This is a genomic window from Kitasatospora sp. NPDC041917 (genome assembly GCF_055589745.1).
Window position 1 is genome coordinate 1 of sequence record NZ_JBVJBI010000058.1, and the last position, 24110, is coordinate 24110.

20 protein-coding genes are annotated in these 24110 nt (G+C 72.6%); 10 read left to right on the forward strand and 10 right to left on the reverse strand.

From position 1 onward, the window contains the following. Positions 1-90 precede the first annotated feature (90 nt). Complete coding sequence (locus tag ACZ6EM_RS37065) at positions 91-777, reverse strand: response regulator (RefSeq protein WP_359912604.1); 687 nt, start codon at positions 775-777, stop codon at positions 91-93. Beyond that, positions 777-2372: a sensor histidine kinase gene (locus ACZ6EM_RS37070; protein ID WP_401055438.1), complete on the reverse strand. Its 1596-nt coding sequence runs from the start codon at positions 2370-2372 to the stop codon at positions 777-779. Before ACZ6EM_RS37070 ends, ACZ6EM_RS37065 begins: the two co-directional genes overlap by 1 nt. Before the next feature lie 249 nt (positions 2373-2621). Here ACZ6EM_RS37070 and ACZ6EM_RS37075 point away from each other — a divergent pair, with 249 nt between their 5' ends. The 3 genes from ACZ6EM_RS37075 to ACZ6EM_RS37085 are packed head-to-tail and all read left to right on the forward strand — an operon-like array spanning position 2622 to position 5471. After that, entirely contained in the window at positions 2622-3446 is an 825-nt protein-coding gene (locus ACZ6EM_RS37075) for an ABC transporter ATP-binding protein (RefSeq protein WP_359912598.1), read from the forward strand. Positions 3447-3486: 40 nt separating this feature from the next. Next, positions 3487-4371: an ABC transporter permease gene (locus ACZ6EM_RS37080; RefSeq protein WP_380540235.1), complete on the forward strand. Its 885-nt coding sequence runs from the start codon at positions 3487-3489 to the stop codon at positions 4369-4371. A 38-nt stretch (positions 4372-4409) separates the two neighbouring features. Further along, a complete protein-coding gene (locus tag ACZ6EM_RS37085) occupies positions 4410-5471 on the forward strand; it encodes an ABC transporter substrate-binding protein (protein ID WP_359912595.1) in 1062 nt (353 codons plus the stop codon). A gap of 54 nt (positions 5472-5525) precedes the next feature. On the opposite strand, the gene ACZ6EM_RS37090 is transcribed toward ACZ6EM_RS37085, so the two are convergent. The 6 genes from ACZ6EM_RS37090 to ACZ6EM_RS37115 form a co-directional block, all read right to left on the reverse strand. Next, a complete protein-coding gene (locus ACZ6EM_RS37090; RefSeq protein WP_359912592.1) occupies positions 5526-6428 on the reverse strand; it encodes a sucrase ferredoxin in 903 nt (300 codons plus the stop codon). A gap of 39 nt (positions 6429-6467) precedes the next feature. Next, complete coding sequence (locus ACZ6EM_RS37095; RefSeq protein WP_401051390.1) at positions 6468-7190, reverse strand: hypothetical protein; 723 nt, start codon at positions 7188-7190, stop codon at positions 6468-6470. Between the two features lie 17 nt (positions 7191-7207). Continuing rightward, entirely contained in the window at positions 7208-8251 is a 1044-nt protein-coding gene (locus ACZ6EM_RS37100) for a hypothetical protein (RefSeq protein WP_465774348.1), read from the reverse strand. A gap of 14 nt (positions 8252-8265) precedes the next feature. Continuing rightward, complete coding sequence (locus tag ACZ6EM_RS37105; RefSeq protein WP_401055048.1) at positions 8266-9528, reverse strand: WXG100 family type VII secretion target; 1263 nt, start codon at positions 9526-9528, stop codon at positions 8266-8268. Between the two features lie 28 nt (positions 9529-9556). Then, entirely contained in the window at positions 9557-9871 is a 315-nt protein-coding gene (locus ACZ6EM_RS37110; RefSeq protein ID WP_401055049.1) for a hypothetical protein, read from the reverse strand. A 168-nt stretch (positions 9872-10039) separates the two neighbouring features. Further along, on the reverse strand, positions 10040-12490 hold the full coding sequence (locus ACZ6EM_RS37115; RefSeq protein WP_401044894.1) for a DNA gyrase/topoisomerase IV subunit A: 2451 nt from the start codon (positions 12488-12490) through the stop codon (positions 10040-10042). A gap of 307 nt (positions 12491-12797) precedes the next feature. On the opposite strand from ACZ6EM_RS37115, the gene ACZ6EM_RS37120 reads away from it, so the two are divergent. From ACZ6EM_RS37120 to ACZ6EM_RS37130, 3 genes are all read left to right on the forward strand, one after another. Then, complete coding sequence (locus tag ACZ6EM_RS37120; protein ID WP_452177385.1) at positions 12798-14147, forward strand: M16 family metallopeptidase; 1350 nt, start codon at positions 12798-12800, stop codon at positions 14145-14147. A gap of 20 nt (positions 14148-14167) precedes the next feature. Continuing rightward, positions 14168-15532, forward strand: a complete 1365-nt coding sequence (locus tag ACZ6EM_RS37125; RefSeq protein ID WP_359912630.1) for a M16 family metallopeptidase — start codon at positions 14168-14170, stop codon at positions 15530-15532. Between the two features lie 344 nt (positions 15533-15876). Beyond that, positions 15877-17070 (forward strand): RtcB family protein, encoded by a 1194-nt coding sequence (locus ACZ6EM_RS37130; protein ID WP_465774349.1) that lies wholly within the window; start codon positions 15877-15879, stop codon positions 17068-17070. Between the two features lie 64 nt (positions 17071-17134). On the opposite strand, the gene ACZ6EM_RS37135 is transcribed toward ACZ6EM_RS37130, so the two are convergent. Next, positions 17135-17416 (reverse strand): HPr family phosphocarrier protein, encoded by a 282-nt coding sequence (locus ACZ6EM_RS37135; protein WP_049653316.1) that lies wholly within the window; start codon positions 17414-17416, stop codon positions 17135-17137. Between the two features lie 228 nt (positions 17417-17644). Between ACZ6EM_RS37135 and ACZ6EM_RS37140 the strand changes: the two genes are divergently transcribed. The 4 genes from ACZ6EM_RS37140 to ACZ6EM_RS37155 all read left to right on the forward strand — a co-directional run bounded on the left by ACZ6EM_RS37140 (position 17645) and on the right by ACZ6EM_RS37155 (position 23111). Further along, positions 17645-20461, forward strand: a complete 2817-nt coding sequence (locus ACZ6EM_RS37140; RefSeq protein ID WP_465774350.1) for a bifunctional acetate--CoA ligase family protein/GNAT family N-acetyltransferase — start codon at positions 17645-17647, stop codon at positions 20459-20461. A gap of 91 nt (positions 20462-20552) precedes the next feature. Beyond that, on the forward strand, positions 20553-21152 hold the full coding sequence (locus tag ACZ6EM_RS37145) for a DUF5998 family protein (protein ID WP_359913254.1): 600 nt from the start codon (positions 20553-20555) through the stop codon (positions 21150-21152). Between the two features lie 44 nt (positions 21153-21196). Then, on the forward strand, positions 21197-22384 hold the full coding sequence (locus ACZ6EM_RS37150; protein WP_359913253.1) for an alkaline phosphatase family protein: 1188 nt from the start codon (positions 21197-21199) through the stop codon (positions 22382-22384). A gap of 70 nt (positions 22385-22454) precedes the next feature. Continuing rightward, on the forward strand, positions 22455-23111 hold the full coding sequence (locus ACZ6EM_RS37155) for a thymidine kinase (protein ID WP_380551291.1): 657 nt from the start codon (positions 22455-22457) through the stop codon (positions 23109-23111). A 66-nt stretch (positions 23112-23177) separates the two neighbouring features. Here ACZ6EM_RS37155 and ACZ6EM_RS37160 read toward each other — a convergent pair whose 3' ends face one another. Further along, positions 23178-23921: a VOC family protein gene (locus ACZ6EM_RS37160; RefSeq protein WP_401051475.1), complete on the reverse strand. Its 744-nt coding sequence runs from the start codon at positions 23919-23921 to the stop codon at positions 23178-23180. Positions 23922-24110: the final 189 nt, after the last annotated feature.

A 24110-nucleotide genomic window follows, 5' to 3' on the forward strand; every position in this document is an offset into this window, starting at 1 on the left:
CAGCGCCCACCCATTCAAGTGGACCAAGACCGCCGACCAGATCATCGACCGAATCTGCCGCTACTGCTCAAGAATCTCCGGACCAGCTCACTAGGCGCGGGCCGCCAGCCCGTAGCGGTGTTCCGGCCGGCCGGTGTCGCCGTACCGCAGGGTCAGCCGCAGCCGGCTGTCCCGCTCCAACTGCTTGAGGTAGCGCTGCGCGGTGGAGCGGCTCAGCCCGGTGGCGTCGGCGACCTCCTGGGCGGACAGCGGCCGGCCGGCCCGGCGCAACACCCCCATCACCAGGTCCGTGGTGGGCGCCGAGTGGCCCTTGGGGAGCGTTCCGGCCGGGGCGGCGGCGCTGCGCAGGGTCGCGAACAGCCGGTCCACCTCGTCCTGGCCGGCCTCCCGGGCCGGCGCGGCGAGCGCGTGGCGCAGCTGCGCGTACGCCACCAGCTTCTCCCGCAGCCCGGCGAAGGTGAACGGCTTGACCAGGTACTGGAGTGCGCCGTGCTGCATCGCGGCGTGCACCGTCGACACGTCCCGGGCGGCCGTCACCATCATCACGTCGCAGGCGACCTGGCGTTCCCGCAGCCGGCGCACCAGGGCCAGGCCGGTCTCGTCGGGCAGATGGTGGTCGAGCAGCAGCAGGTCCACCGGGCGGCGCTCCAGGGCGGCCAGCGCCTCCCCGGCCGAGTGCGCGGTGCCGGTCACCCGGAAGCCCGGGACCTTGGCCACGTAGGCGGCGTGCACGTCCGCGACCCGGAAGTCGTCGTCCACCACGAGTACGTCGATCATCATGCCTCCACGAGCCGACCGGTGAGCAGGGCCTCGGGCAGCTCGACGGTGAACCGGGCGCCGCCGAGCGGCCCGGTGTCGAGCACGATCCGGCCGCCGGTCCGCTCGACCAGCCGCCGCACCATCGCCAGCCCCAGCCCGCGCGGACGGTGCGCGGGCGCGTCCTTGCTGGTCCACCCCTCTTCGAAGACCTGTTCGCGCAGCTCCTCCGGCACGCCCGGGCCGCTGTCCGCGACCTGCAGCAGCAGGGTCGCTCCGGCCGCCGCCAGGCTGACCTCCACCCGGCCCCCGCCGCCCGCGGCCAGGGCGTCCACCGCGTTGTCGATCAGGTTGCCGAGCACCGTCACCAGTGCCCGGGCGTCCACCACCGCGTCCGGCAGGTGCGCCGCCGCGGCCAGCGCCAGCAGCACCCCGCGCTCGCCCGCCACCGAGGTCTTGCCCGCCAGCAGTGCCGCCACGTGCGGGTCCTGCACCTGCTCGGCGATCCGTGCGGCGACCACGGCGTGCGAGCCGGACTGCTCCGAGATGAACGCCACCGCCTGCTCGTGGCGGCCCAGTTCCAGCAGGCCCAGCAGGGTGTGCATCCGGTTGGCGTGCTCGTGGTCCTGGGCCCGCAGCGCCTCGGTCAGGCTGCGGGTGGTGTCCAGCTCGCGGACCAGCGACTCCAGCTCGGTGCGGTCCCGCAGGGTGACCACCGCGCCGCCCTCGGGCGTGGTCGTGCGGTTCACCACGAGCACCCGGTCGTCCCGGACGGCCGGCAGGTCGGCGCCGGCGATCCGCCCGGAGAGCACGTCCGCCAGCCGGCCCGGTGGCAGCACCGCGCCGATCGGCCGGCCGGTGCAGTCCTCGGGCAGGCCGAGCAGCCGCAGGGCCTCGTCGTTGGCCAGCCGGATCCGGCCGCGTTCGTCCAGCGCCACCATGCCCTCGCGGATTCCGTGCAGCATCGCCTCCCGCTCCACCAGCAGCGCCGAGATGTCGGCCAGGGCGATGTTGTGGGTGCGGCGCTTGAGCCGGCGGGCCAGGAGGAGGGTGGCGAGCGTGCCGGCGGCCAGGCCGGCGCCCGCGCACAGCAGGATGCCGGTGAGCATCGTCAGCAGCCGGCGGCGGATCGAGTCGTCGCTGATGCCGACCGAGACCTCGCCGACGATCCGGCCGTCCGCCATCCGCAGCGGCACCTTGCCGCGGGCGGTGCGGCCCAGGGTGCCCTGCTGGATGGCGGTGACGCTGCGGCCGCTGAGGGCCGGCTCCGGATCGGTGCTGACCCGCTGGCCGATCCGGCCCGGGTCGGTGTGCGAGAGCCGGATGCCGTCCAGGTCGGTGACCACCACGAAACTGGCGCCGGTGGCCAGCCGGATCTGCTCGGCGTTGCGCTGGGCGGCCACCACGTCGCGGCCGGCGGCGGCCCGGGCGATGTTCTCGTCGGTGGCGGTGGCCTGGGCGATCGACAGCGCCCGCTGCATCGCGTCGTGGTCCAGCTCGCTGCTGACCGGGGCCAGGAACAGCCCGGCGGTCACGGCGGTGACACCGACGGTGACGACGGTCTGGCTCAGCAGCAGCTGGGCGAAGACCCGGCGGGGTCCGCGGGGGAGCTTCATCCGGACCTCCTCTCGGCGGCTGCGGGGGATCGGGCGTCCTCGGGGGCGGTCGGGGCGCCGATGGGTGGGGTCGGGACACCCTATGTTTCCGGGGTGTTTCTGTCAGCCGCGTCCCCGCAGTTGTAGCGGAAGCAAAACGAGCAGAACACCCCTCTATGCGGAGAAGTCGCACTACGCGAAGAAGGCTCCCGCCGGGGCCGGGCCCGCTCCTACCTTTCCGGGGCAGGCAACAGACCCGGGAGGATCGACATGAGCAAGACCCCGGCGATCGAGCTGACCGGCGCGACCAAACGGTTCCGCACCCCTTCCGGGGCGCTGCACACCGCCGTCCGCGATCTCGATCTGACCGTCGCCCAAGGCGAGTTCGTCGCCGTCGTCGGCCCCACCGGCTGCGGCAAGTCCACCACGCTGACGCTGGTCAGCGGCTTGGAGGAGCCCACCGAGGGCGAGGTCCGGGTGTACGGCGAGCCCGTGCGCGGGATCGACCCCAAGGTCGGGTTCGTCTTCCAGCAGGACGCCGTCTTCCCCTGGCGCACCGTCCTGTCCAACGTGATGGCTGGCCCGCGCTTCCGCGGCGTGCCCGCTGCTGAGGCCCGGGAGCGGGCCCGGGACTGGCTCGGCCGGGTCGGCCTGGCCGCCTTCGAGGACCGCTACCCGCACCAGTTGTCCGGCGGCATGCGCAAACGCGTCGCGCTCGCCCAGACCTTCGTCAACGACCCGGCGATCCTGCTGATGGACGAGCCGTTCTCGGCACTGGACGTGCAGACCCGGGCGCTGATGTCGGACCAGCTGCTGGAGCTGTGGGCGGGGACCGGTTCCTCCAGGGACGCGGCGTCGGTCGTCTTCGTCACCCACGACCTGGACGAGGCCATCGCGCTCGCCGACCGGGTCGTCGTCATGACGGCAGGACCGGCCACCGTCAAGGAGATCTTCACCGTCGACCTGCCGCGCCCGCGCAGCGTGGAGGCCGTCCGACTGGAACCGAGGTTCGTCGAGCTGTACCGCGAGATCTGGGCCTCGCTCGGCGAAGAGGTGCGCATCACCCGGGAGAGAGGAGCGGGTCGTGCCGCTTGAGACCGCATCCGAGTCCGCGTCCGAGCCCGGGGCGGAGTCCGTGCCCGGGTCCGGGGCGGCGCCGGCGTCCGCGCCGGCCGCCGCCGGGAAGCCCCCGGCCGTCACGACGAGGACCGAGGCCCGTGAACGGGCCGCCCGCAACCGGAGGCTGGGCGTCTTCGGCGCCCGGGTCGCGGTGCTGGTCGCCTTCCTCGGACTGTGGGAGGTCTGCGCCCGGACGGACGTCATCGACCCGTTCAACTTCTCCCAGCCGTCGAGGATCTGGGACCAGATCTGGCAGTGGACCACCCACGGCACCGCGCAGGGCTCGCTCGGCGAGCAGATCGGCTACACCCTCTACGAGGCCCTCACCGGCTGGGTGATCGGCGTCATCGGCGGTGTGCTGCTGGGCATCGCGCTCGGCCGGGTCCGCTTCCTGGCCGACGTGCTCGGGCCGTACATCAAGGTGCTCAACGCCATCCCGCGGATCGTGCTCGCGCCGATCTTCCTGATCTGGTTCGGCCTGGGCCCGGCCTCCAAGGTCGCCTCCGCGGTGGTGCTGGTGTTCTTCCCGGTGTTCTTCAACGCCTTCCAGGGCGCCCGCGAGGTGGACCGCAACCTCGTCGCCAACGCCCGCATCCTGGGCGCCGACAACCGCAGGGTCACCCTCCAGGTGGTCATCCCCGCCGCCACCACCTGGATCTTCACCAGCCTGCACGTCAGCTTCGGCTTCGCGCTGATCGGCGCCATCGTCGGCGAGTACATCGGTGCCACCAAGGGCCTCGGCCTGCTCGTCGCGGCCGCCCAGGGCACCTTCAACGCGGCCGGCGTCTACGCGGCCATGACCATCCTCGCCGTCGTCGCGCTGCTCACCGAGGGACTGCTGACGTTCGCCGAGAAGAAGCTGTTCCGCTGGAAGCCCGCCGACGCGGGCGACGGCCGCTGAACTCCCCCCGTCGTCAGAAGAGAGAGGCACCCCCACCCATGCGCAGACCAGTCGCCGCCGCCCTCGCCGCCGCCCTGCTCCTCCCGCTCTCCGCCTGTGCCAACGACGCCGCCACCGCCGGCCACGGCGCCGTCGCAGCCCCCGCCGGGCAGCAGGTCGACGGACCCAAGGTCAAGATCATGGTCGGTGGCCTGGACAAGGTCATCTACCTGCCCGCGATGCTCACCCAGCGGCTCGGCTACTTCGCCGACGCCGGCGTCAACGTTGAGCTGATGACCGAGCCGGCCGGCGTCAACGCCACCACCGCGCTGCTCGCCGGGGACGTCCAGGGCGCCGTCGGCTTCTACGACCACACCATCGACCTCCAGGCCAAGGGCAAGAAGGTCGAGTCCGTCGTGCAGTTCGCCCAAGCGCCCGGCGAGGTCGAGGTGGTCTCCACCAAGCAGGCCGACGCCATCAGGTCCGGCGCCGACTTCAAGGGGAAGAAGCTCGGCGTCACCAGCATCGGCTCCTCGACCGACTTCCTCACCAAGTACCTCGCGGTCAAGAACGGCACCGCCGTCAGCGAGTTCAGCCCGATCGCGGTCGGCGCCGGCCAGACCTTCATCGCCGCGCTCCAGCAGGGCAGCATCGACGCCGGGATGACCACCGACCCGACCGTCGCGAACATCCTGGACAAGGGCCTCGGCAAGGTCCTGTACGACATGCGCACCCCCGAGGGCTCGCGCGAGGCCCTCGGCGGGCTGTACCCGTCCTCGTCGCTGTACATGAACACCGACTGGGTGGAGAAGAACAAGGACACCACCCAGAAGCTCGCCAACGCCTTCGTGAAGACCCTCAAGTGGATGTCCGGCCACACCCCCGAGGAGATCGCCGCGAAGATGCCCGCCGACTACGCGCAGGGCGGCGCCGAGCAGTACGCGGCGGCGATCAAGGCGACGCTGCCGATGTTCACCACGGACGGCGTGATGCCGGCCGACGGGCCGAAGACGGTGCTCTCGGTGCTCGCCGCGTTCCACCCGGACGTCAAGGGCAAGGAGGGGACGATCGACCTGGCGAAGACGTACACCACGGAGTTCGTCGCCAAGGCGGCCGGCTGACGCTCCGCCGCAGCGGTCCCGCGCTCACCCCCACGGGCGCGGGGCCGCCGCGTTTCAGACCCCCCGTACGGACAGCACGTCCATCCGCGAGGGCGTCCCCGCCGCCTTGCCGCAGCTCTCCGGGCGCGCCGGCTCGCTGGCCGCCTCGATCACGTCCACCTCCCAGGACCGCCCGTCCCGGTGCAGCACCGTCACCAGCCAGCGGCCCCCGCCGTCCGGCCGCTGGGTGAGCGTCAGCACGTCCACCCCGGTCTCGCCGGTGGCCAGCCGCACCGCGTGCTCGGCCGCCTGGCCCGGACGCTCCCAACCCGAGCAGCCCCGCGACCACTCCGGCACCACGTGCCCGGCCGCCGTCGCCGCCAGCACCTCCTTGGCCGTCTCCGGCGTCAGCCGCCCGTACGCGTAGCCGTACGGCAGCACCAGCATCGTGGGGGAGAAGCGGTGCCCGCCCAGGTGGGTCACCTCCCACACCTCGCTGTGCCCGGCCGCCGCCAGCTCCGCCGCGAGCGGACGGCCCAGCAGCGCGCAGCAGCGGTCCCGCCGCCCGTTGGTGCACACCAGGGCCACCGGGCCGCCGACGTGCTCCGTTCCGAAGCCGGTGTGGTCACCGGCGCCCAGCGCCGCGAAGTCCAGCTCCAGCAGCTCCGCCGGATCCGCCACCCCCGCCCGGCGTACCCAGCCGCGGCCGGGCACCGTGTGCGCCACGAGCACCTCGTGGCGTGCGGTCGGCAGGCAGTCGGCGTGCCGCCCGGGCCGCCGGATCAGGGCCACCCGCACGCCCGTCCCCGCCGCGGCCGCCTCCAGCGCCCGCCCGACCGCCGCGTCCAGGTGGCTCTCACCCAGCGCCTTCGCGCCCCACGGTCCGTTCTGCTCCACCAGCAGCCAGGTGGTCGCCACCGCCGCCGTCGCTGCCAGCGGCTCCGAAAGTTCACGCGACACGGTCGCACAGGTGCTCACCCCGGCAAGGCTACCCTCACCTGATCACCTTCACCCGGATCACCCGAACGCGGCCCTCACCCGCTGCGCCACCTCCTCGTCCACCGTGTCGTACAGCGGCTCGGAGACGGTCGGGAGGTCGGCGAACTCCAGGTGGATGCTGCGGACGACATCGGCGAACAGCTCCGAGTAGAGCACCCAGTCCTCGGGGCACGGGGTGCTCAACTCCAGCGAGAGCAGCTGGGACTCGTTCGGCAGCGGCAGGTGCACCTGGATCACCGAGGTGGTCAGCGTCCCGTCGACGAGCGGGACCGCCAGGCCGTCCAGCGGGGTCGACCCGTCGTCGACCGGGGTCGCCACGGCGTCGATCACCGCCACCGCCCGCCCGGCCGGCAGCTCGATCGCCGTCACCTCCGCCTCCGGACGGGACAGGGCCAGGCGGGTGAGCAGGAAGTCCACCGCGCCCGGGTATTCGGTGCCGACCAGCGGGCACACCGAGGCCACGATCGACGCCGTGCTGGGGCGGCCGTCCACGTCCACCAGGCACATCCCGGCGTGGATCACCCCGGCCTCGGCCATCGGCGGGATCAGCTCGGCCAGTGCCACGGCCCAGCGCACCCGCATCTCCTCGGGATGGGAGGCCAGCACCTCGCAGACCAGCTCCCAGAGCTCCTCGGCCACCTCGTCGTCGGTGCCCAGTACCGGGACCTCGTGGAAGGCGGGCGGGACGACGAAGCGGATCTGGAGCCGGGTGTCCTCGGTGGCTGTCGGAATGTCGGACATCGGGCCTTCCACGGAGGTCATGAGGGCTTGCGGATCCGGTTGCGGACGTCCAGCCAGGACGGCGGGACGGGGACCGGGACGCCGTACGCGCGGGCCTCGACGAGCAGGCCGAGGTAGGCGTTGGCCCGGTCGCGCAGGCCGGAGCGGTGCCAGGTCCAGTGCGTCTTCAGTGCGGGGAGAGCTGTGAGCACACAGGTGGCCACCAGGCCGCCGATGACGAGGATGGACTGCCGGCGCTGCTCGGAGTAGGTGAAGTCCGAGCCGAGAACACCGACCATCACGGCCACGACGAGGACCAGGGCGAAGATCTTGCTCCACATCGATCTCCGGCGGACGGTGCGTTTCTGCGCGGTGAGCAGCCCCCGGACCGCCTGTTCGTCCAGGAAGTCGACACCGTACGGGGCGCCGAGTTCACGGGCCCGGGCGGCCAGTGTCCAGTGCTGTGCGAGCGCGGCCGGCGGGAGCACCGGGAACCTGGGGTCGATCACGGCGCCGGCCGGCCACCACGAGCCGGGCTGCGCAGCGACGCCGGGCGGGGGAACCGGGGAGGTGTACGGGACCGGACCGGTGGGGTGTGGGGTCGGGGCGGCTGGTGGCTGCGGCTGCGGAGCGGCCCGGGCACCTTCCTCCCATGCGGCCCGATCGGCATCGGCTCCCCACTCGGCGGGAATCCGGACCGTCAGCCCCGCGCGCCGGGCCTGGTTCAGCAGCCCGATGTACGCGGTGAAGTGCACGGAGGCGGTCTGCTTGCTGGAGCTGCGGCCCGTGCCCCGCAGCCAGACCGCGATTCCGGCCGGAATCCCCAGGATCGCCGCTGTCCAGTTGCCAGTGACCAAGGAGACCACGATTCCACCGAGGACGAGGAGACCCGCGGCTTCGTCGTGCCAGTCCTGCTGATCCCGCTTCCGCAGGTGCTTGATCACCACGTTGCGGGCCACGTCGTCGTTCAACAGGGTGACCCCGTAGAGCGTTTCGGCCCGCCGCGCCGCCTCGGCCACCTCGGGCACGGCGGCGAGCTGTCCGCCCGAAACCGGCAGCGTCACATGGAGGTCCTTGACCATGAGCTGCTCCTCTCTCAGCCGACGGCGTTCAGGAACGGCGCGGACGCCGGTCGGTACGCGGGCTTCGGAAGCGGTCCCGGGGCCTCGACGTAGGACTCCCGGGCCTTCTCCTTCTTCTCGTCCTGGTAGAAGCCGTAGGCAAGTCCGTTCGCCTTGTTCGTGATGGTGACCGCGCGGGGATCCACTTCGACGCCTGCCTTCTTGAGCCCGCCGACGATGGCCTTGGTCGATATCGGGTTCACGGTCTTCTCGAACAGGCCTGCGCCGGCGGCCGAGGTGCGCTCGGCAGCGCCGGCTCCCTCAGCGGCCACCGACGTCCTGATGTTCTTGATCGGGGCCCGGATCACCTTGTTGACGACGCCAACACCCTGAACTTTCGTGATCGACTTTCCGGCGGTGGCGAAGCCCTTGATGGCACCGACACCGGGGATCACCCCGAGCCCGTCCATTCCGATCTTCAGCCAGGAGACGTCCTGGCCGCGGGACTTGGCGATGCCGTGCCCGGCCATCGCGGCCGCACTGGTCAGCATGGCCGCCGCACCCAGGATCGGGCCGGCTCCGGGGATCACCAGGGCCGCGATCGCCAACCCTGCCGAAATCTTGGACAGGTCGTCGGCGTGCTCGGCCAGGAAGTCCAGCGACTTCTGCCAGGCGTGCTCCACCTTGTCCAGCATCCGCTTGAGGAAGCTCGGGTCCGGCGGGTGGTGGCGGGACGCCTCCATGATCGCCTTGGCGGCCGCCTCGGCCTTGTTCTTGTGGTCAGCCAGCTGCTTGTGGCCGTTCGCGATCACCTCGTCGAGCTGGTGCGCGAGCTGCTGCTGGGCTTGGAGTTTGGCCTCGAAGTCGGCCTTGGCCTTCGTCTGGGCGGCCGCGTCGGTGGACTGCGCGGAGGCGTCGAGGGCCTTTCCCGCGGTGTCGCACTGGACGTTCATGTCGCCCAGTCGGGAGCGCAGTTCGACGGCTTGGGCCTCCATGGTCCGGCCGGTGGAGAGCAGCCCGGTGAGCTGGGTGTGCCAGGTCTTGAGGGCCCGTGAGCAGGCGGCCATCGATTCGTGGCCCTGGGTGAGGTACTTGGGCAGTTCGCCCAGCTTGCCGGCGAAGTTGCGGGCCGCCTCGCCCTGCCAGGCGCTGCCCTCGGAGCCGAGGTCGGCGAGCGCGTGGCGCAGTTCCTCCAGTTCGCGGGCGACGGCGTCGACGTCCGCGTACATCTTGGCGATGGCCGGGAGGTCCCCCGGGGCCGGGCAGAAGCCGAGGCCCGGCCAGTTCTTGTCACTCATGGTGGAAGTCAGTCCCCTGGGTGTTGGCTCAGGTCGCGCCGAGGCCCTTGGCGGTGCCCTGCTCGTTGTCCCCGTAGTTCTTGAGCGAGGCGTCCAGGCCCTCGCGCAGGCCGTGGGCGAGCTTGGCCATCCGGCCGATGCCGCCGTGCCAGTGGTCCTCGAAGCCCTTGCAGGCCGAGTCGAGCCGCTCGGTGCCCAACTGCTTGCCCTTTCCGAGGTTTTCGAGGCTCTTGGCGACCGCCCCCATGCGGTTGCCGCACTCGTCGAGCTGTTTGGACACCGTTCTCATCCGGCCCATGTCGATCTTGAACTCTTCGGCCAACTCCTCGTCCCCCCAAAGCATGTGGTGCGATATGGAGCACCTGTTCGGTGAACCTAACCCATGGGTGGGCAAAGTTCGGTCCATGCCCGGGAATTGGAGATCGCCCTTCCGCATTCCCGGTCGGACGGGCACGAAAAAGCGGAGGGGCACCGGATGATCTCCGGTGCCCCTCCGCTCGTACGGGTGCCGTTACGCCGGGCCGGCGACCACCGCGATCGGGGTGGTGACCGGGGTGCCGGAGCCGTCGCGGCGCGGGTCGCGCTCGGGCAGGTCGACCGGGGCGCCCTTGGCGGTGGCGGCCCGGGCCGGGGCGGCGCCGGCCCAGGCGAAGGTCAGGGCCTCCTCGCCGCGCAGGAAGCGCTGGCAGCGCACGCCGCCGGTGGCGCGGCCCTTGCGCGGGTACTGCTCGAACGGGGTGACCTTCCAGCTCGTCTGCTCGCCGTCGGAGAGCGTGCCCGTGGCCGTGGCCACCGAGACCACCACCGCGTCCGCCGCCGGGTCCACCGCCGTGAAGGACAGCACCCGCGCGCCGTCCGACAGCTTGATGCCCGCCATGCCGCCCGCCGGGCGGCCCTGCGGACGCACCTGGCCCGCCGGGTAGCGCAGCAGTTGGGCGTCCGAGGCGATGAAGACCAGGTCCTCCTCGCCGGTGCGCAGTTCGACCGCGCCCACCAGCTCGTCACCCTCCTTGAGGGCGATCACCTCGAACTCGTCCTTGTTCGCCGGCCACTCCGGCACCACCCGCTTCACCACGCCCTGCAGCGTGCCCAGCGCCAGCCCCGGCGAGGACTCGTCGAGGGTGGTCAGCGCCAGCGCCCGCTCCCCGTCCTCCAGCCGCAGGAACTCGCCCACCGCGGCCCCGCCCGCCAGCGTCGGCGACGGTGTCGGCGGCAGTGCCGGAAGGTCGATCACCGGCATCCTCAGCACCCGGCCCGCGGACGTCACCACACCCACGTCCGCCCGTGCCGTCGCGTGCACCGCCGAGACGATCACATCGTGCTTCGCCCGCTTCTCCGACACCTCGAACGGCTCGCCGTCCGCCGTCCGCGCCAGCAGGCCCGTCGACGACAGCAGCACCCGGCACGGGTCGTCCGCGACCTCCAGCGGCACCGCCAGCGCCGCCGAGGGCACCGCCCCCGCCTCCAGCAGCACCGTGCGCCGCTCGGTGCCGAACTGCTTCGACACCGCGCCCAGTTCGGACGACACCACGCTGCGCAGCTTGGTGTCCGACTCCAGGATCTCGGTCAGGTCCGCGATCTCGGAGGTCAGCTTCGCCTTCTCCTGCTCCAGCTCCACCCGGTCGAAGCGGGTCAGCCGGCGCAGCGGGGTGTCCAGGATGTACGCGGTCTGCGTCTCCGACAGCGAGAAGCGCTCCATCAGGCGCTCCTTCGCCTGCTGGGCGTTGTCACTCGACCGGATGATCGCGATGACCTCGTCGATGTCGACCAGGGCCACCAGCAGGCCCTCGACCAGGTGCAGCCGCTCCTCGCGCTTGCGGCGGCGGAAGTCGCTGCGCCGGCGCACCACGGTGAAGCGGTGGTCGACGTAGACCTCCAGCAGTTCCTTCAGCCCCAGCGTCAGCGGCTGGCCGTCGACCAGCGCCACGTTGTTGATGCCGAAGGTCTCCTCCATCGGCGTCAGCTTGTACAGCTGCTCCAGCAGCGCCTCCGGCACGAAGCCGTTCTTCACCTCGATGACCAGCCGCAGCCCGTGCTCGCGGTCGGTCAGGTCCTTGACGTCCGCGATGCCCTGGAGCTTCTTCGCGTTGACCAGGTCCTTGATCTTCGAGATGACCTTCTCCGGGCCGACGTTGTACGGCAGCTCGGTGACCACGATGCCCTTGCGGCGGGCCGTCACCGCCTCCACCGTCGTCGTCGCCCGGATCTTGAACGTGCCGCGGCCCGACTCGTACGCGTCCCGGATGCCCGACAGGCCCACGATCCGCCCGCCCGTCGGCAGGTCCGGACCGGGCACGAACCGCATCAGCGTGTCCAGGTCGGCGTTCGGGTGCTTGATCAGGTGCCGGGCCGCGGCCACCACCTCGGAGAGGTTGTGCGGCGGCATGTTCGTCGCCATGCCGACCGCGATGCCCGTCGCTCCGTTCACCAGCAGGTTCGGGAACGCGGCCGGCAGCGCCAGCGGCTCCTGCTCGCTGCCGTCGTAGTTCGGGCCGAAGTCGACGGTGTCCTCGTGGATCGACTCCACCATCGCCATCGAGGCGGCCGTCAGCCGCGACTCGGTGTAGCGCATCGCGGCCGGCGGGTCGTCGTTGCCCAGCGAACCGAAGTTGCCGTGGCCGTCGATCAGCGGCAGCCGCATCGAGAACGGCTGCGCCATGCGCACCACGGAGTCGTAGATGGACGCGTCACCGTGCGGGTGCAGCCGGCCCATCACCTCGCCCACCACGCGCGCGCACTTCACGTGCGCGCGCTCGGGGCGCAGGCCCATCTCGTTGGCCTGGTACAGGATCCGGCGGTGCACCGGCTTCAGGCCGTCCCGTGCGTCGGGCAGCGCACGCGAGTAGATCACCGAGTAGGCGTACTCCAGGAAGGAGCCCTGCATCTCGTCCACGACGTCGACGTCGAGGATCCGCTCCTCGAAGTCTCCGGGCGGCGGGGTCTGCGAACTGCGGCGGGCCATCGCGGCGGGGCTCCCTTACGTGTCGCTGGCTGTGTCTCGGTAGGTCGTCGGTCGGTCGCCGAACGCCCGGGGGCGGTCGTCGGCCGTCTCCGCACCGTCCCGCCGCCGGACCCGTCAACCGGGTGCCGCCGACAGGGCGCGGCGCCCCCATTGTGGACCCTCGCGCCGACACTCCCGGTCAGCGGCCCTCTTCCGCCCCTGGCGAACGGCCCCGTCCGCGCGGACACGAACACGGCTCCCGCACGTTGCACCACAATGGGGGACGCCACACGAACCCCGACATCGACGACGGGAAGGACCCGAGCGCATGGCCAACCCGGCCCCCGCCTCCAGCCGAGGCATCGCCATCACCGAGCACCGCCTGGCCAACGGCCTGCGCGTCGTCCTCTCCGAGGACCACCTGACCCCGGTCGCCGCCGTCTGCCTCTGGTACGACGTGGGCTCCCGCCACGAGGTCAGGGGCCGCACCGGCCTCGCCCATCTCTTCGAGCACCTGATGTTCCAGGGCTCGGCCAACGTCTCCAACAACGGGCACTTCGAGCTCGTCCAGGGCGCCGGCGGCTCGCTCAACGGCACCACCAGCTTCGAGCGCACCAACTACTTCGAGACCATGCCCGCCCACCAGCTGGAGCTCGCCCTCTGGCTGGAGGCCGACCGGATGGGCTCGCTGCTCGCCGCGCTCGACGAGACGTCCATGGAGAACCAGCGCGACGTCGTCAAGAACGAGCGCCGCCAGCGCTACGACAACGTCCCGTACGGCACCGCCTTCGAGAAGCTCACCGCGCTCTCGTTCCCCGACGGCCACCCGTACCACCACACGCCGATCGGCTCCATGGCCGACCTCGACGCGGCCACCCTGGAGGACGCCCGCACGTTCTTCCGGACGTACTACGCGCCCAACAACGCCGTCCTGTCCATCGTGGGCGACATCGACCCCGAGCAGACCGTCGCCTGGGTCGAGAAGTACTTCGGCTCCATCCCCGCGCACGACGGCAAGCAGCCGCCGCGCTCGGGCGAACTCCCCGAGACCATCGGGCGGGAGATCCGCGAGGAGATCCACGAGGACGTCCCCTCGCGCGCCCTGATGGCCGCCTACCGCCTCCCGCACGACGGCACCCGCGAGGCCGACGCCGCCGACCTCGCCCTCACCATCCTCGGCAGCGGCGAGTCCAGCCGTCTCTACAACCGGCTGGTCCGCCGCGACCGCACCGCCGTCGCCGCCGGCTTCGGCCTGCTGCGGCTGGCCGGCGCCCCCAGCCTCGGCTGGCTCGACGTCAAGACCTCCGGCGACGCCACCGTCGAGCGGATCGGCACCGCCGTCGACGAGGAGCTCGCCCGCTTCGCCGCCGAGGGCCCCACCGCCGAGGAACTCGAACGCGCCCAGGCCCAGATCGAGCGCGAGTGGCTCGACCGGCTCACCACCGTCGCCGGCCGGGCCGACGAACTGTGCCGCTACGCCGTCCTGTTCGGCGACCCCAAGCTGCTCAACGACGCCCTCCCCAAGGTCCTCGACGTCACCGCCGAAGAGGTCCAGGCCGTCGCCAAGGCCCGGCTCCACCCCGACAACCGGGCCGTCCTCGCCTACGAGCCGACCGCCGCCGCCGAGACCGACGCCGACTCCGACGCCGCTTCCGAAGAGGAGGGTGCCGCCGTATGAGCACCGACTACGTCCCCGCCATGACCTTCCACCCGCAGCCCCGGCCGGGCACGCCCAGCCCCTGGGACTTCCCCGCCCCCGAGCGGGCCGCCCTCGGCAACGGCATCACCGTCCTGCACTGCCACCGGCCCGGCCAGCAGCTGGTCGCCGTCGAGGTCCTGCTCGACGTCCCGCTCGCGGCCGAGCCCGAGGGCCTCGACGGCATCGCCGGGATCCTCGCCCGCGCCTTCAGCGAGGGCACCGACAGCCTCAGCGCCGAGGAGTTCGCCGCCGAGCTGGAGCGCGCCGGCGCCACCCTGGACGCGCACGCCGACCACCCGTGCATCCGGATCTCCCTGGAGGTCCCCGCCTCCCGGCTCCAGCGCGGCCTGTCCCTGCTGGCCGACGCCCTGCGCGCCCCCGCGCTGCCCGAGGCGGAGATCGAGCGGCTGGTCGCCAACCGCCTGGACGAGATCGTCCACGAGCAGGCCAACCCCGCCCGGCGCGCCGCCAAGGCCCTGTACGCCGAGCTCTTCGACGCCGCCGACCGGCTCTCCCGGCCCCGCGCCGGCACCGCCGACACCGTCAAGTCGATCGACCGCGCCGCCGTCAAGGCCTTCTACGACGCCCACGTGCGCCCCGCGACCGGCACCGTCGTGGTGGTCGGCGACCTCACCGGGGTGGACCTGCCGGCGCTGCTGGAGAGCACCCTCGGCACCTGGACCGGGACGGCCGCCGAGCCGTCCGTCCACGCCCCGGTCACCGGCGACGACCGCGGCCGCGTCGTCATCGTGGACCGCCCCGGCTCCGTCCAGACCCAGCTGCTCATCGGCCGGATCGGGCCCGACCGCCACGACCCGGTCTGGGCCGCCCAGACCCTCGGCACCTACTGCCTCGGCGGCACCCTCACCTCCCGCCTCGACCGCGTCCTGCGCGAGGAGAAGGGCTACACCTACGGCGTGCGCGCCTTCGCCCAGCCGCTGCGCTCGGCCGCCGACGGCAGCGGGCGCGCGATGCTCGCCATCAGCGGCTCGGTGGACACCGCCTCCACCGCCCCCGCGCTGGCCGACACCTGGACCATCCTGCGCACCCTCGCCGCCGAGGGCCTCACCGACGCCGAGCGTGACGAGGCCGTGCAGTTCCTGGTCGGCGTCGCCCCGCTGAAGTACGAGACCGCGGGCTCGGTCGCCGGCACGCTGGCCGACCAGGTCGAGCAGTACCTGCCGGACGACTACCAGGCCGAGGTGTACCGGCAGCTCGCCGAGCTGCGCACCGCCGCCGCCACCGAGGCGGTCGTCGCGGCCTTCCCGCCGGACCGGCTGGTCACCGTCCTGGTCGGCGACGCCGCCGTGATCGCCGACGACGTGCGGGCGCTCGGCATCGGCGAGGTCACCGTCGTCAGCTGACGCCTCTCGCCGTTCCGTCCGGCCCGGTGGAGCACCCGCTCCGCCGGGCCGGACGCGTTTTTAAATCCATTGCGGGCCGCACCCGTTCCGTGGATAGATGTTCCCCGGCGCACAGCACGTGCGAACCGCGCACCGCGACTGCGGACCGCGCACCGCGACGAAGGAAGGGAGGCGGTCACCATGCGGGTCGAGCAAGCCATACGACGCTCCCCGAGGCCGTATTCCCCCTGCACCGTCGCCCCGGGCGCCTGAGCCCCACCCCCTGAACTTCCCCGAGCCGCACCGGGATTCCTCGCGCGGCACCACGTTTCCTGAACCACCCGACCCCTGGAGGTCGTTCACCCATGTCGTACACCGAGGTACCCGGCGTCCGCGTTCCGATCCGGATGTGGACCGACCCGGCCACCGTCGAGGGCCAGGCCCTCCAGCAGCTGCGCAACATCAGCTCCCTGCCGTGGCTGCACGGCCTCGCCGTGATGCCCGACGTCCACCTGGGCAAGGGCGCGACGGTCGGCTCCGTCATCGCCATGAAGGACGCGGTCTGCCCGGCGGCGGTCGGCGTCGACATCGGCTGCGGGATGAGCGCGGTGAAGACCTCGCTCACCGCCGAGGACCTCCCGGACGACCTCTCCGTCCTGCGCCGCGAGATCGAGCGGGCTATCCCGGTCGGCCGAGGCCTGCACACCGACCCGGTCGACCCGTCCAAGCTGAACGACTTCCGCGCGGCGGGCTGGGACGACTTCTGGCAGCGCTTCGACGGCATCGCGGAGGACGTCAAGTGGCGCCGCGAGCGGGCGATGCAGCAGATGGCGACGCTCGGCGGAGGTAATCACTTCATAGAACTGTGTGTTGACACGACCGGTGCGGTCTGGCTGATGCTGCACTCCGGATCGCGCAACATCGGCAAGGAGCTGGCCGAGCACCACATGGGCGTCGCCCGCGCGCTGCCGCACAACCAGGGCCTGATCGACCGGGACCTGGCCGTCTTCCTGGCGAAGACCCCGGAGATGGCCGCCTACCGCCAGGACCTGTTCTGGGCGCAGGAGTACGCCAAGAACAACCGCGCGCTGATGATGGCGCTCTTCCAGGGTGTCGTCCGGCGCGAGTTCACCAAGGCGGAGGTCACCTTCGACGAGGTCATCAGCTGCCACCACAACTACGTGGCGGAGGAGCGGTACGACGGCGTCGACGTGCTGGTGACCCGCAAGGGCGCGATCCGGGCCGGCTCCGGCGACCTCGGGATCATCCCCGGCTCGATGGGGACGGGTTCCTACATCGTCCGCGGTCTGGGCAACGCGTCGTCGTTCAACTCCGCCTCGCACGGCGCCGGCCGCAAGATGAGCCGCACCGCGGCGAAGAAGCGGTTCACCGCCCAGGACCTGGTCGAGCAGACCAAGGGCGTGGAGTGCCGCAAGGACGGCGGCGTGGTGGACGAGATCCCGGGCGCCTACAAGAACATCGAGAAGGTCATCGAGCAGCAGAAGGACCTCGTCGAGGTGGTCGCGCACCTCAAGCAGGTCGTCTGCGTCAAGGGCTGACCGAAAGCCGATCGGGGTGCCGCCACGGTGTGGCGGCACCCCGATCGGGTGTGTGCTGCGAGGCTCAGGCCGCGGCCGGGAGCTCGTCGAGGCCTTCGGAGACGAGCTTGGCGAGGCGGTCGAGGGCGTCGTCGGCGTTCTCGGCGTCGGAGGCGAGGATGACCTCGTCGCCGCCCTGGGCGCCCAGGCCGAGGAGGCCGAGCATGGAGGCGGCGTTGACCGGGTTGCCGCCGGGCTTGGCGATGGTGATCGGCACGCCGGTGGCCGTGACGGCCCGGACGAAGACGGAGGCGGGACGGGCGTGCAGGCCCTCGGCCCAACCGATGGTGACGCGGCGCTCAGCCATGAGACGTGCCTTTCCGGTGAAGCTGGTCACGGCCGTGCTCAGGGGGAGCGGGGGAAGCGGCCATGTTGTCTAGACCAGTGTTGCACGCAGGCGGCCCCTGGAAACCGCCGCGTTCAGGAGTTGTGATTGTTTCTTTTCGGGGCATAAAGCCCGGTCGATGGCGCTGTCCACCCTGCCGCGAGCACGTGCCCGGCGCCATTCGGCCCGCCGCCGGATAACCTGACGAATGTGGAAGACCCCGCGGTGGCGAACCCCGCGCAACCCGACTATCCGCAGCACTGGGAAGCGGACATCCTGCTGCGTGACGGTGGCACGGCCCGGATCCGGCCGATCACCCCCGCCGACGCCGGCCGGCTCGTGGAGTTCTACGAGCAGGTGTCGGACCAGTCCAAGTACTTCCGCTTCTTCGCCCCCTATCCGCGGCTCTCCGACAAGGACGTCCGCCGCTTCACCCACCACGACTTCGTGAACCGGGTGGGCCTCGCGGTGGTGGTCCGGGACCGCTTCATCGCCACCGTCCGGTACGACCGGATCGACGCCGAGGGCCGCCCCTGCGACACCGGCACCGACGCCGAGGTGGCCTTCCTCGTGCAGGACGCCCACCAGGGCCGCGGGGTGGCCTCCGCCCTGCTGGAGCACATCGCGGCGGTCGCGCAGGAGCGCGGCATCCGCCGCTTCCAGGCCGAAGTGCTGCCGGAGAACCGGAAGATGGTGAAGGTCTTCACCGACGCCGGCTACACCCAGCACCGCAGCTTCGCCGACGGTGTGGTGCACCTGGAGTTCGACCTCGAACAGACCGACCGCTCGCTCGCCGTGATGCGCGCCCGCGAGCACCGCGCCGAGGCGCGCTCCGTGCAGCGGCTGCTCACCCCGCGTTCGGTGGCGGTGATCGGGGTCTCCCGCACCCCGCAGACCGTCGGCCGGGCCATCCTGCGCGACCTGCTGGGGGACGACGCCCCGGCCGACCGCGCGGTGTACGCGGTGAACCGCAACGCCGCGCCCGGCACCGAGCTGGACGGCGTCCCGGTCCACCGTTCGATTCTGGACATTCCCGGACCGGTGGACCTCGCCGTGATCGCCGTCCCCGAGGGCGCCGTCCCGGCCGCCGTCGCCGACTGCGGCGCCCACGGGGTGCAGGGCCTGGTGGTGGTCACCGCCGGCTACGCGGAGACCGGCCCGGAAGGCCGGGACCGCCAGCGCGCGCTGGTCCGCCAGGCCCGCGCGGCCGGCATGCGGGTGATCGGCCCGAACGCCTTCGGCCTGATCAACACCGACCCGCAGCACCCGCTGAACGCCTCGCTCGCCCCGCGCCTGCCCGGTAGCGGCGGCTTCGGGATCTTCTGCCAGTCCGGCGCGATCGGCGTGGCCCTGCTGGAGGCCGCCCACAAGCGCGGTCTCGGCGTCTCCTCCTTCGCCTCGGTCGGCAACCGCTCCGACGTCTCCGGGAACGACTTCCTCCAGTACTGGGCCGAGGACGACGCCACCCAGGTGGTGCTGCTGTACCTGGAGTCCTTCGGCAACCCGCGCAAGTTCACCCGGATCGCCCGCCGGCTGGCCGCCGTCAAGCCGGTCGTGGTGGTCAAGGGCGCCCGGCACACCGGCAGCCTGCCGCCCGGCCACGCCGTCCCCGCCACCGCCACCGGCCTGCGCGACGCCACCGTGGACGCGCTGTTCGAACAGGCGGGCGTCACCCGGGTGGCGACGATCACCGAGCTGTACGACACCGGCGAGCTGCTGGCCCAGCAGCCGCTGCCGCCGGGGGACCGGGTCGCGGTGGTCGGCAACTCCGACTCGCTCGGCCTGCTCACCTACGACGCCCTGCTGAGCGCCGGCCTGCGCCCGTGCACTCCCGTCGACCTCACCACCGCCGCGACCGGCGAGAACTTCCGGATCGCCCTGGACGTCGCGCTCGCCGACCCGGCCGTGGACGCGGTGATCGCCGTCGCCATCCCGCCGATCGGCACCTCCGCCCACGCCTTCATGGGCGGCCGGCTGACCGGCGAGGACGACCCGGCGATGGGCTCGGACGACCCGGAGATCGCCGCCGCCCTGCTCGAAGCGGCCCTGCGCGCCCGGGAGCTGGGCAAGCCGCTGCTGCTCACCCACCTGGCGCTGACCGACCTGCCGACCCGGCTGCGCCCCGGCGGCATCCCCGCCTACGCGGCGCCCGAGCGGGCCGTGAACGCCCTCACCCACGCCGTGCACTACGCGCAGTGGCGCCGCCGCACGGCCGAGGCCGAGGAGACGGCGCGCGTCCCCGAGCTGGACCGGATCGACGAGCCCGGCGCCCGCCGGCTGGTGGAGGCGGCGCTGAGCACCCGGGCCGCGGTCGCGGCGCGCACCCAGCCCGGCGGCGCCCGGATCACCCTGCCCGAGGCCGGGGCCCAGGAGCTGCTGGCCCGCTACGGGATCGACGTCTCCCCGGTGCGGCCGGCCCCGGACGAGGAGACGGCCGTACGGGCCGCGGGGACGCTCGGCTACCCGGTGGCCCTCAAGGCGACCGCCCCGCACCTGCGCCACCGCCCCGACCTGGGCAGCGTCCGGCTGGACCTGACCGACGAGGCGGGCCTGCGCCGCGCCCACCGCGAACTGGACGCGCTGCTCGGCGGCGCCGCGCAGGCCGAGCTGGTGGTCCAGCGGATGGCGCCGCGCGGCGTGGACACCGTGATGGCCGCCACGGTGGACCCGGCGGTCGGCGCGATCCTCTCCTTCGGCCTGGCCGGTGCGCCGGCCGAACTGCTGGGCGACACGGCGCACCGGCTGGTTCCGGCCACCGACCAGGACGTCGCCGGACTGATCCGGGAGGTCCGGGCGGCGCCGCTGCTGTTCGGCTGGCGCGGCGCCGAGGCGGTGGACACCGGCGCGCTGGAGGAGCTGCTGCTGCGGGTCTCGCAGCTGGTGGACGACGTTCCGGAGATCGCCTCGGTGGATCTCGAACCGGTGGTCGTGGCCCCGCACGGACTGGCGATCCTGGGGGCGCGGGTACGGGTCGCACCCCTGCCGGTCCGCAGCGATCTGGGCCCGCGCGCGATGAGCACGCTGTAACCTTCCTTGGTTGCGCCCTGCCCGGGCGCTGTTGTCCGAAGCTCGGCGCCGTGCCGCCCGCTTCGTCGGCGGACCATGCCAGGATGGAGATATGGCGAAGACCGGTACCACCACCACTCAGGACCTGCGCTCGGCTATCGAGCGCAGCGGCTACTACCCGGCCCTGGTGTCCGAGGCGGTCGAGTCCGCGGTGGGCCCGGAGCCGATCAGCTCCTACCTGGTGCACCAGGAGACGACGTTCGACGCCAACGAGGTGCGCCGGCACGTGACGGTGCTGGTGCTCACCCCGACCCGGTTCGTGGTGAGCCACACCGACGAGCAGTCCGGGGCCGAGGGCAGCCCGGCAGTGCCGTTCGCGACGACGTCGACGGAGAGCGTCCGGCTGGACCGGATCGGTTCGGTCGTGCTGAGCCGGATGGTGGCGAACCCCGAGACGTACACCCCGGGCACCCTGCCGCGCGAGGTGGTGCTGACGATCGGCTGGGGCGCGGTGCAGCGCCTGGACCTGGAGCCGGCCGGCTGCTCGGACCCGAACTGCGAGGCGGACCACGGCTACACCGGCTCGGCCACGGCCGACGACCTCTCCCTGCGGGTGAGCGAGGCCGGCGACGGCCCGGAGACGGTGGCCCAGGCGCTGGTGTTCGCCCGGGCGCTGTCCGACGCGACGATCAGCACCAGCCCGCGGGTCTGAGCTCCGCCGCATCCGACCGACCGCACCGCTACGAATCCGGTTCCATGTCCTTCGTTCCTGCCGACGGCTACGACGCCTTCGAGATCCTTGACCCGGCCACGGCCCCCGCGCCCCCGTACGGCAGCGGCTCGCTGTGCGACCTGCTGCCCTCGGTGGCGGCGGGGCTTGGCGTCCCCGGGTTCACCGCGACGCTCCCGATTGCCCCGGCGGACCGGGTGGTGGTGTTCCTGGTGGACGGCCTGGGCTGGGAGCTGCTGCTGCGCCACCCCGAGTACGCGCCGTTCCTGTCCTCGCTCGTCGGGAGTTCGCTGGGCGGCAGCGGGCGTCCGCTGACCGCGGGCTTCCCGTCGACCACGGCGACCTCGCTGGCCTCGGTCGGCACCGGCACGCCGCCGGGCCTGCACGGCCTGGCCGGGTACACGGTGGCGGTGCCGGGCGCCGGCTACCTGATGAACCAGCTGCGCTGGCAGCCGCCGACCGACCCGCACGCCTGGCAGCCGTACCCGACGGTCTTCGAGCGCACCCACCAGGCCGGGGTGGCGACCGCACAGGTCTCGTCCCCGCTGTTCGCCCAGACCCCGCTGACCAGGGTGGCGCTGTCCGGCGGCACCTTCCTCGGCCGCACCACGGGCGAGGAGCGGATGGACCTGGCGGCCTCCTGGCTGGCCGAGCACGACCGGGCGCTGGTGTACACCTACGTCAGCGAGCTGGACGGTGCGGGCCACCGTTTCGGGGTGGACTCGGACGAGTGGCGGATGACGCTGGACGCGGTGGACCGGCTGGCCCGCCGGCTGGCCGCGCAGCTGCCGCCGCGCTCGGCGATGTACGTGACGGCCGACCACGGCATGATCGACATCGCGCCGGAGGACCGGATCGACTTCGACGAGGACTGGGAGCTGGGCGCCGGCGTCGCCCTGCTCGGCGGCGAGGGCCGGGCCCGGCACGTGTACGCGGTGCCGGGTGCGGCGGCCGATGTGCACGCGGTCTGGAGCGAGGTGCTGGGCGACCGGATGTGGGTGGCCACCCGGGACCGGGCGATCGAGGCGGGCTGGTTCGGTCCGACGGTGGACGAGCGGGTGTACGCCCGGATCGGCGACGTGGTGGCCGCGGCGCGCGACGACATCGCGATCGTCGCCTCCCGCAACGAGCCCGGCGAGTCCGCGATGATCGGTCTGCACGGTTCGATGACCCCGGTCGAGCAGTTCGTGCCGCTGCTCGAAGTCCGCGGCTAGCCGGGCCGCGCCGCCCACTTGACTTATCTGTGCCCGAACTCCCTTGATTTGAAAGGCCTTTGCTCCACCCATGGCTGAACTGGTGTTCTTCTCGGGCACGATGGACTGCGGCAAGTCGACGCTGGCGCTGCAGATGGACCACAACCACACCGCGCGCGGCCGGCAGGGCGTGATCCTCACCCGCAACGACCGGGCGGGCGCGGCGACGATCTCCAGCCGGCTGGGCCTGCGCGCCGACGCGGTCGAGGTGACGGACGACTTCGACTTCCACGCGCACGTGGTGCAGCGGATCTCGGCCGGCGGGCGGGTGGACTACCTGATCTGCGACGAGGCGCAGTTCTTCGCGGCCGAACAGGTCGACCAGCTGGCCCGGGTGGTGGACGAGATGGACATCGACGTCTACACCTTCGGCATCACCACCGACTTCCGCACCCGGCTGTTCCCGGGCTCGCAGCGGCTGATCGAGCTGGCCGACCGGGTGGAGGTGCTCCAGGTCGAGGCGCTGTGCTGGTGCGGCGCCCGGGCCACCCACAACGCCCGGACGGTCGGCGGGGTGATGGTGGTCGAGGGCGCGCAGGTGGTGATCGGCGACATCTCGGTGGACCGGGACGAGGTCGGCTACGAGGTGCTGTGCCGCCGCCACCACCGCCGCCGGCTGACCGCCGCGACGGCGCGCGCCTCGGTGCTCTCCCCGGACGTGCTGCCCTTCGAGGAGCAGCAGGCCTGAGGGGATCGGCAGGCCCGAGGGGGCCGGCGGCCCGCAGGCACCGGCGCCCCCGGACGGTGGCGGCCGCTACGGAATCACTTCCAGCACGGAGAAGTGCCCGCCCTGCGGGTCGGCGAGCCGGGCGGCGCGGCCGCGGGCGGTGTCGTGCGGTTCGACCAGGACCCGGCCGCCGAGCTCCACGGCGTGACGGGCGGCCAGCCCGGCGTCGCGGACCACGAAGTGGGTGCGCCAGCGCGGCGGGTGGCCGCGCAACTCGGCGCGGTGCCGAATGCCGGCGACCGGCCGCCCGCGCACCAGCAGCGCGGTCTCGTCCGCGGCGGAGCGGACCGGGCAGCCGAACACGGTGGAGTAGAAGGCGGCGGCGCCCTGGGCGTCGGGGGTGAGCAGTTCGGCCCAGGCCGGGGCGCCCGGTTCGCGGCCGGCCTCCCGGCCGAGGTGCTCCTCGCCCTGCCAGAGGCCGAAGACCGCACCGGAGACGTCGGCGGCGATGGCCATCCGCCCGGCGCGTTCGGCCTGGAGCGGTCCGACGGCGACGGTCCCGCTGCACTCGCGGACCAGCTGGGCGGTGCGGTCGGCGTCGTCCACGGCGAAGTAGGTGGTCCACTGCACCGGGAAGCCGGTGGCGGTGGAGACGCCGAGGCCGGCCACCGGCGCCCCGTCGAGCTCGGCCCGGACGTAGTCGCCGAGCTGCCCGGGCCCGGGCGTGTACGTCCAGCCGAGCAGGGCGCCGTAGAAGGCGCGGGCGCCGGGCAGGTCGTCGGTCAGCAGGCTGACCCAGCAGGGCGTGCCCTGGGCCAGTCGGAGTTCCACCGCGGGCAATGCGGGCCTCCTCGTGGGTGGTTGGCGCACGGAAATCCACGCGCGCGAGGGTGATGCTTCCACCCTGGCGGGCGCCCAACCCTCGGGCCGCGCGGAAAATCCGGCAAAGACCCCACAAAGAGCGGCGGTTCGGGCGTGTCCCGACGGATTCCGTCGGATTTCGCGGGTCGGACCGCGACA

Bases quoted from the DNA above. Each gene is read 5' to 3' on its own strand.
- ACZ6EM_RS37130 (WP_465774349.1), top strand. From the start codon at position 15,877: ATGTCGTACACCGAGGTACCCGGCGTCCGCGTTCCGATCCGGATGTGG.
- ACZ6EM_RS37135 (WP_049653316.1), bottom strand. From the start codon at position 17,416: ATGGCTGAGCGCCGCGTCACCATCGGTTGGGCCGAGGGCCTGCACGCC.
- ACZ6EM_RS37065 (WP_359912604.1), bottom strand. From the start codon at position 777: ATGATCGACGTACTCGTGGTGGACGACGACTTCCGGGTCGCGGACGTG.
- ACZ6EM_RS37115 (WP_401044894.1), bottom strand. From the start codon at position 12,490: ATGGCCCGCCGCAGTTCGCAGACCCCGCCGCCCGGAGACTTCGAGGAG.
- ACZ6EM_RS37095 (WP_401051390.1), bottom strand. From the start codon at position 7,190: ATGTCCGACATTCCGACAGCCACCGAGGACACCCGGCTCCAGATCCGC.
- ACZ6EM_RS37125 (WP_359912630.1), top strand. From the start codon at position 14,168: ATGACCTTCCACCCGCAGCCCCGGCCGGGCACGCCCAGCCCCTGGGAC.
- ACZ6EM_RS37120 (WP_452177385.1), top strand. From the start codon at position 12,798: ATGGCCAACCCGGCCCCCGCCTCCAGCCGAGGCATCGCCATCACCGAG.
- ACZ6EM_RS37145 (WP_359913254.1), top strand. From the start codon at position 20,553: ATGGCGAAGACCGGTACCACCACCACTCAGGACCTGCGCTCGGCTATC.
- ACZ6EM_RS37070 (WP_401055438.1), bottom strand. From the start codon at position 2,372: ATGAAGCTCCCCCGCGGACCCCGCCGGGTCTTCGCCCAGCTGCTGCTG.
- ACZ6EM_RS37105 (WP_401055048.1), bottom strand. From the start codon at position 9,528: ATGAGTGACAAGAACTGGCCGGGCCTCGGCTTCTGCCCGGCCCCGGGG.
- ACZ6EM_RS37110 (WP_401055049.1), bottom strand. From the start codon at position 9,871: ATGCTTTGGGGGGACGAGGAGTTGGCCGAAGAGTTCAAGATCGACATG.
- ACZ6EM_RS37100 (WP_465774348.1), bottom strand. From the start codon at position 8,251: ATGGTCAAGGACCTCCATGTGACGCTGCCGGTTTCGGGCGGACAGCTC.
- ACZ6EM_RS37150 (WP_359913253.1), top strand. From the start codon at position 21,197: ATGTCCTTCGTTCCTGCCGACGGCTACGACGCCTTCGAGATCCTTGAC.
- ACZ6EM_RS37155 (WP_380551291.1), top strand. From the start codon at position 22,455: ATGGCTGAACTGGTGTTCTTCTCGGGCACGATGGACTGCGGCAAGTCG.
- ACZ6EM_RS37085 (WP_359912595.1), top strand. From the start codon at position 4,410: ATGCGCAGACCAGTCGCCGCCGCCCTCGCCGCCGCCCTGCTCCTCCCG.
- ACZ6EM_RS37075 (WP_359912598.1), top strand. From the start codon at position 2,622: ATGAGCAAGACCCCGGCGATCGAGCTGACCGGCGCGACCAAACGGTTC.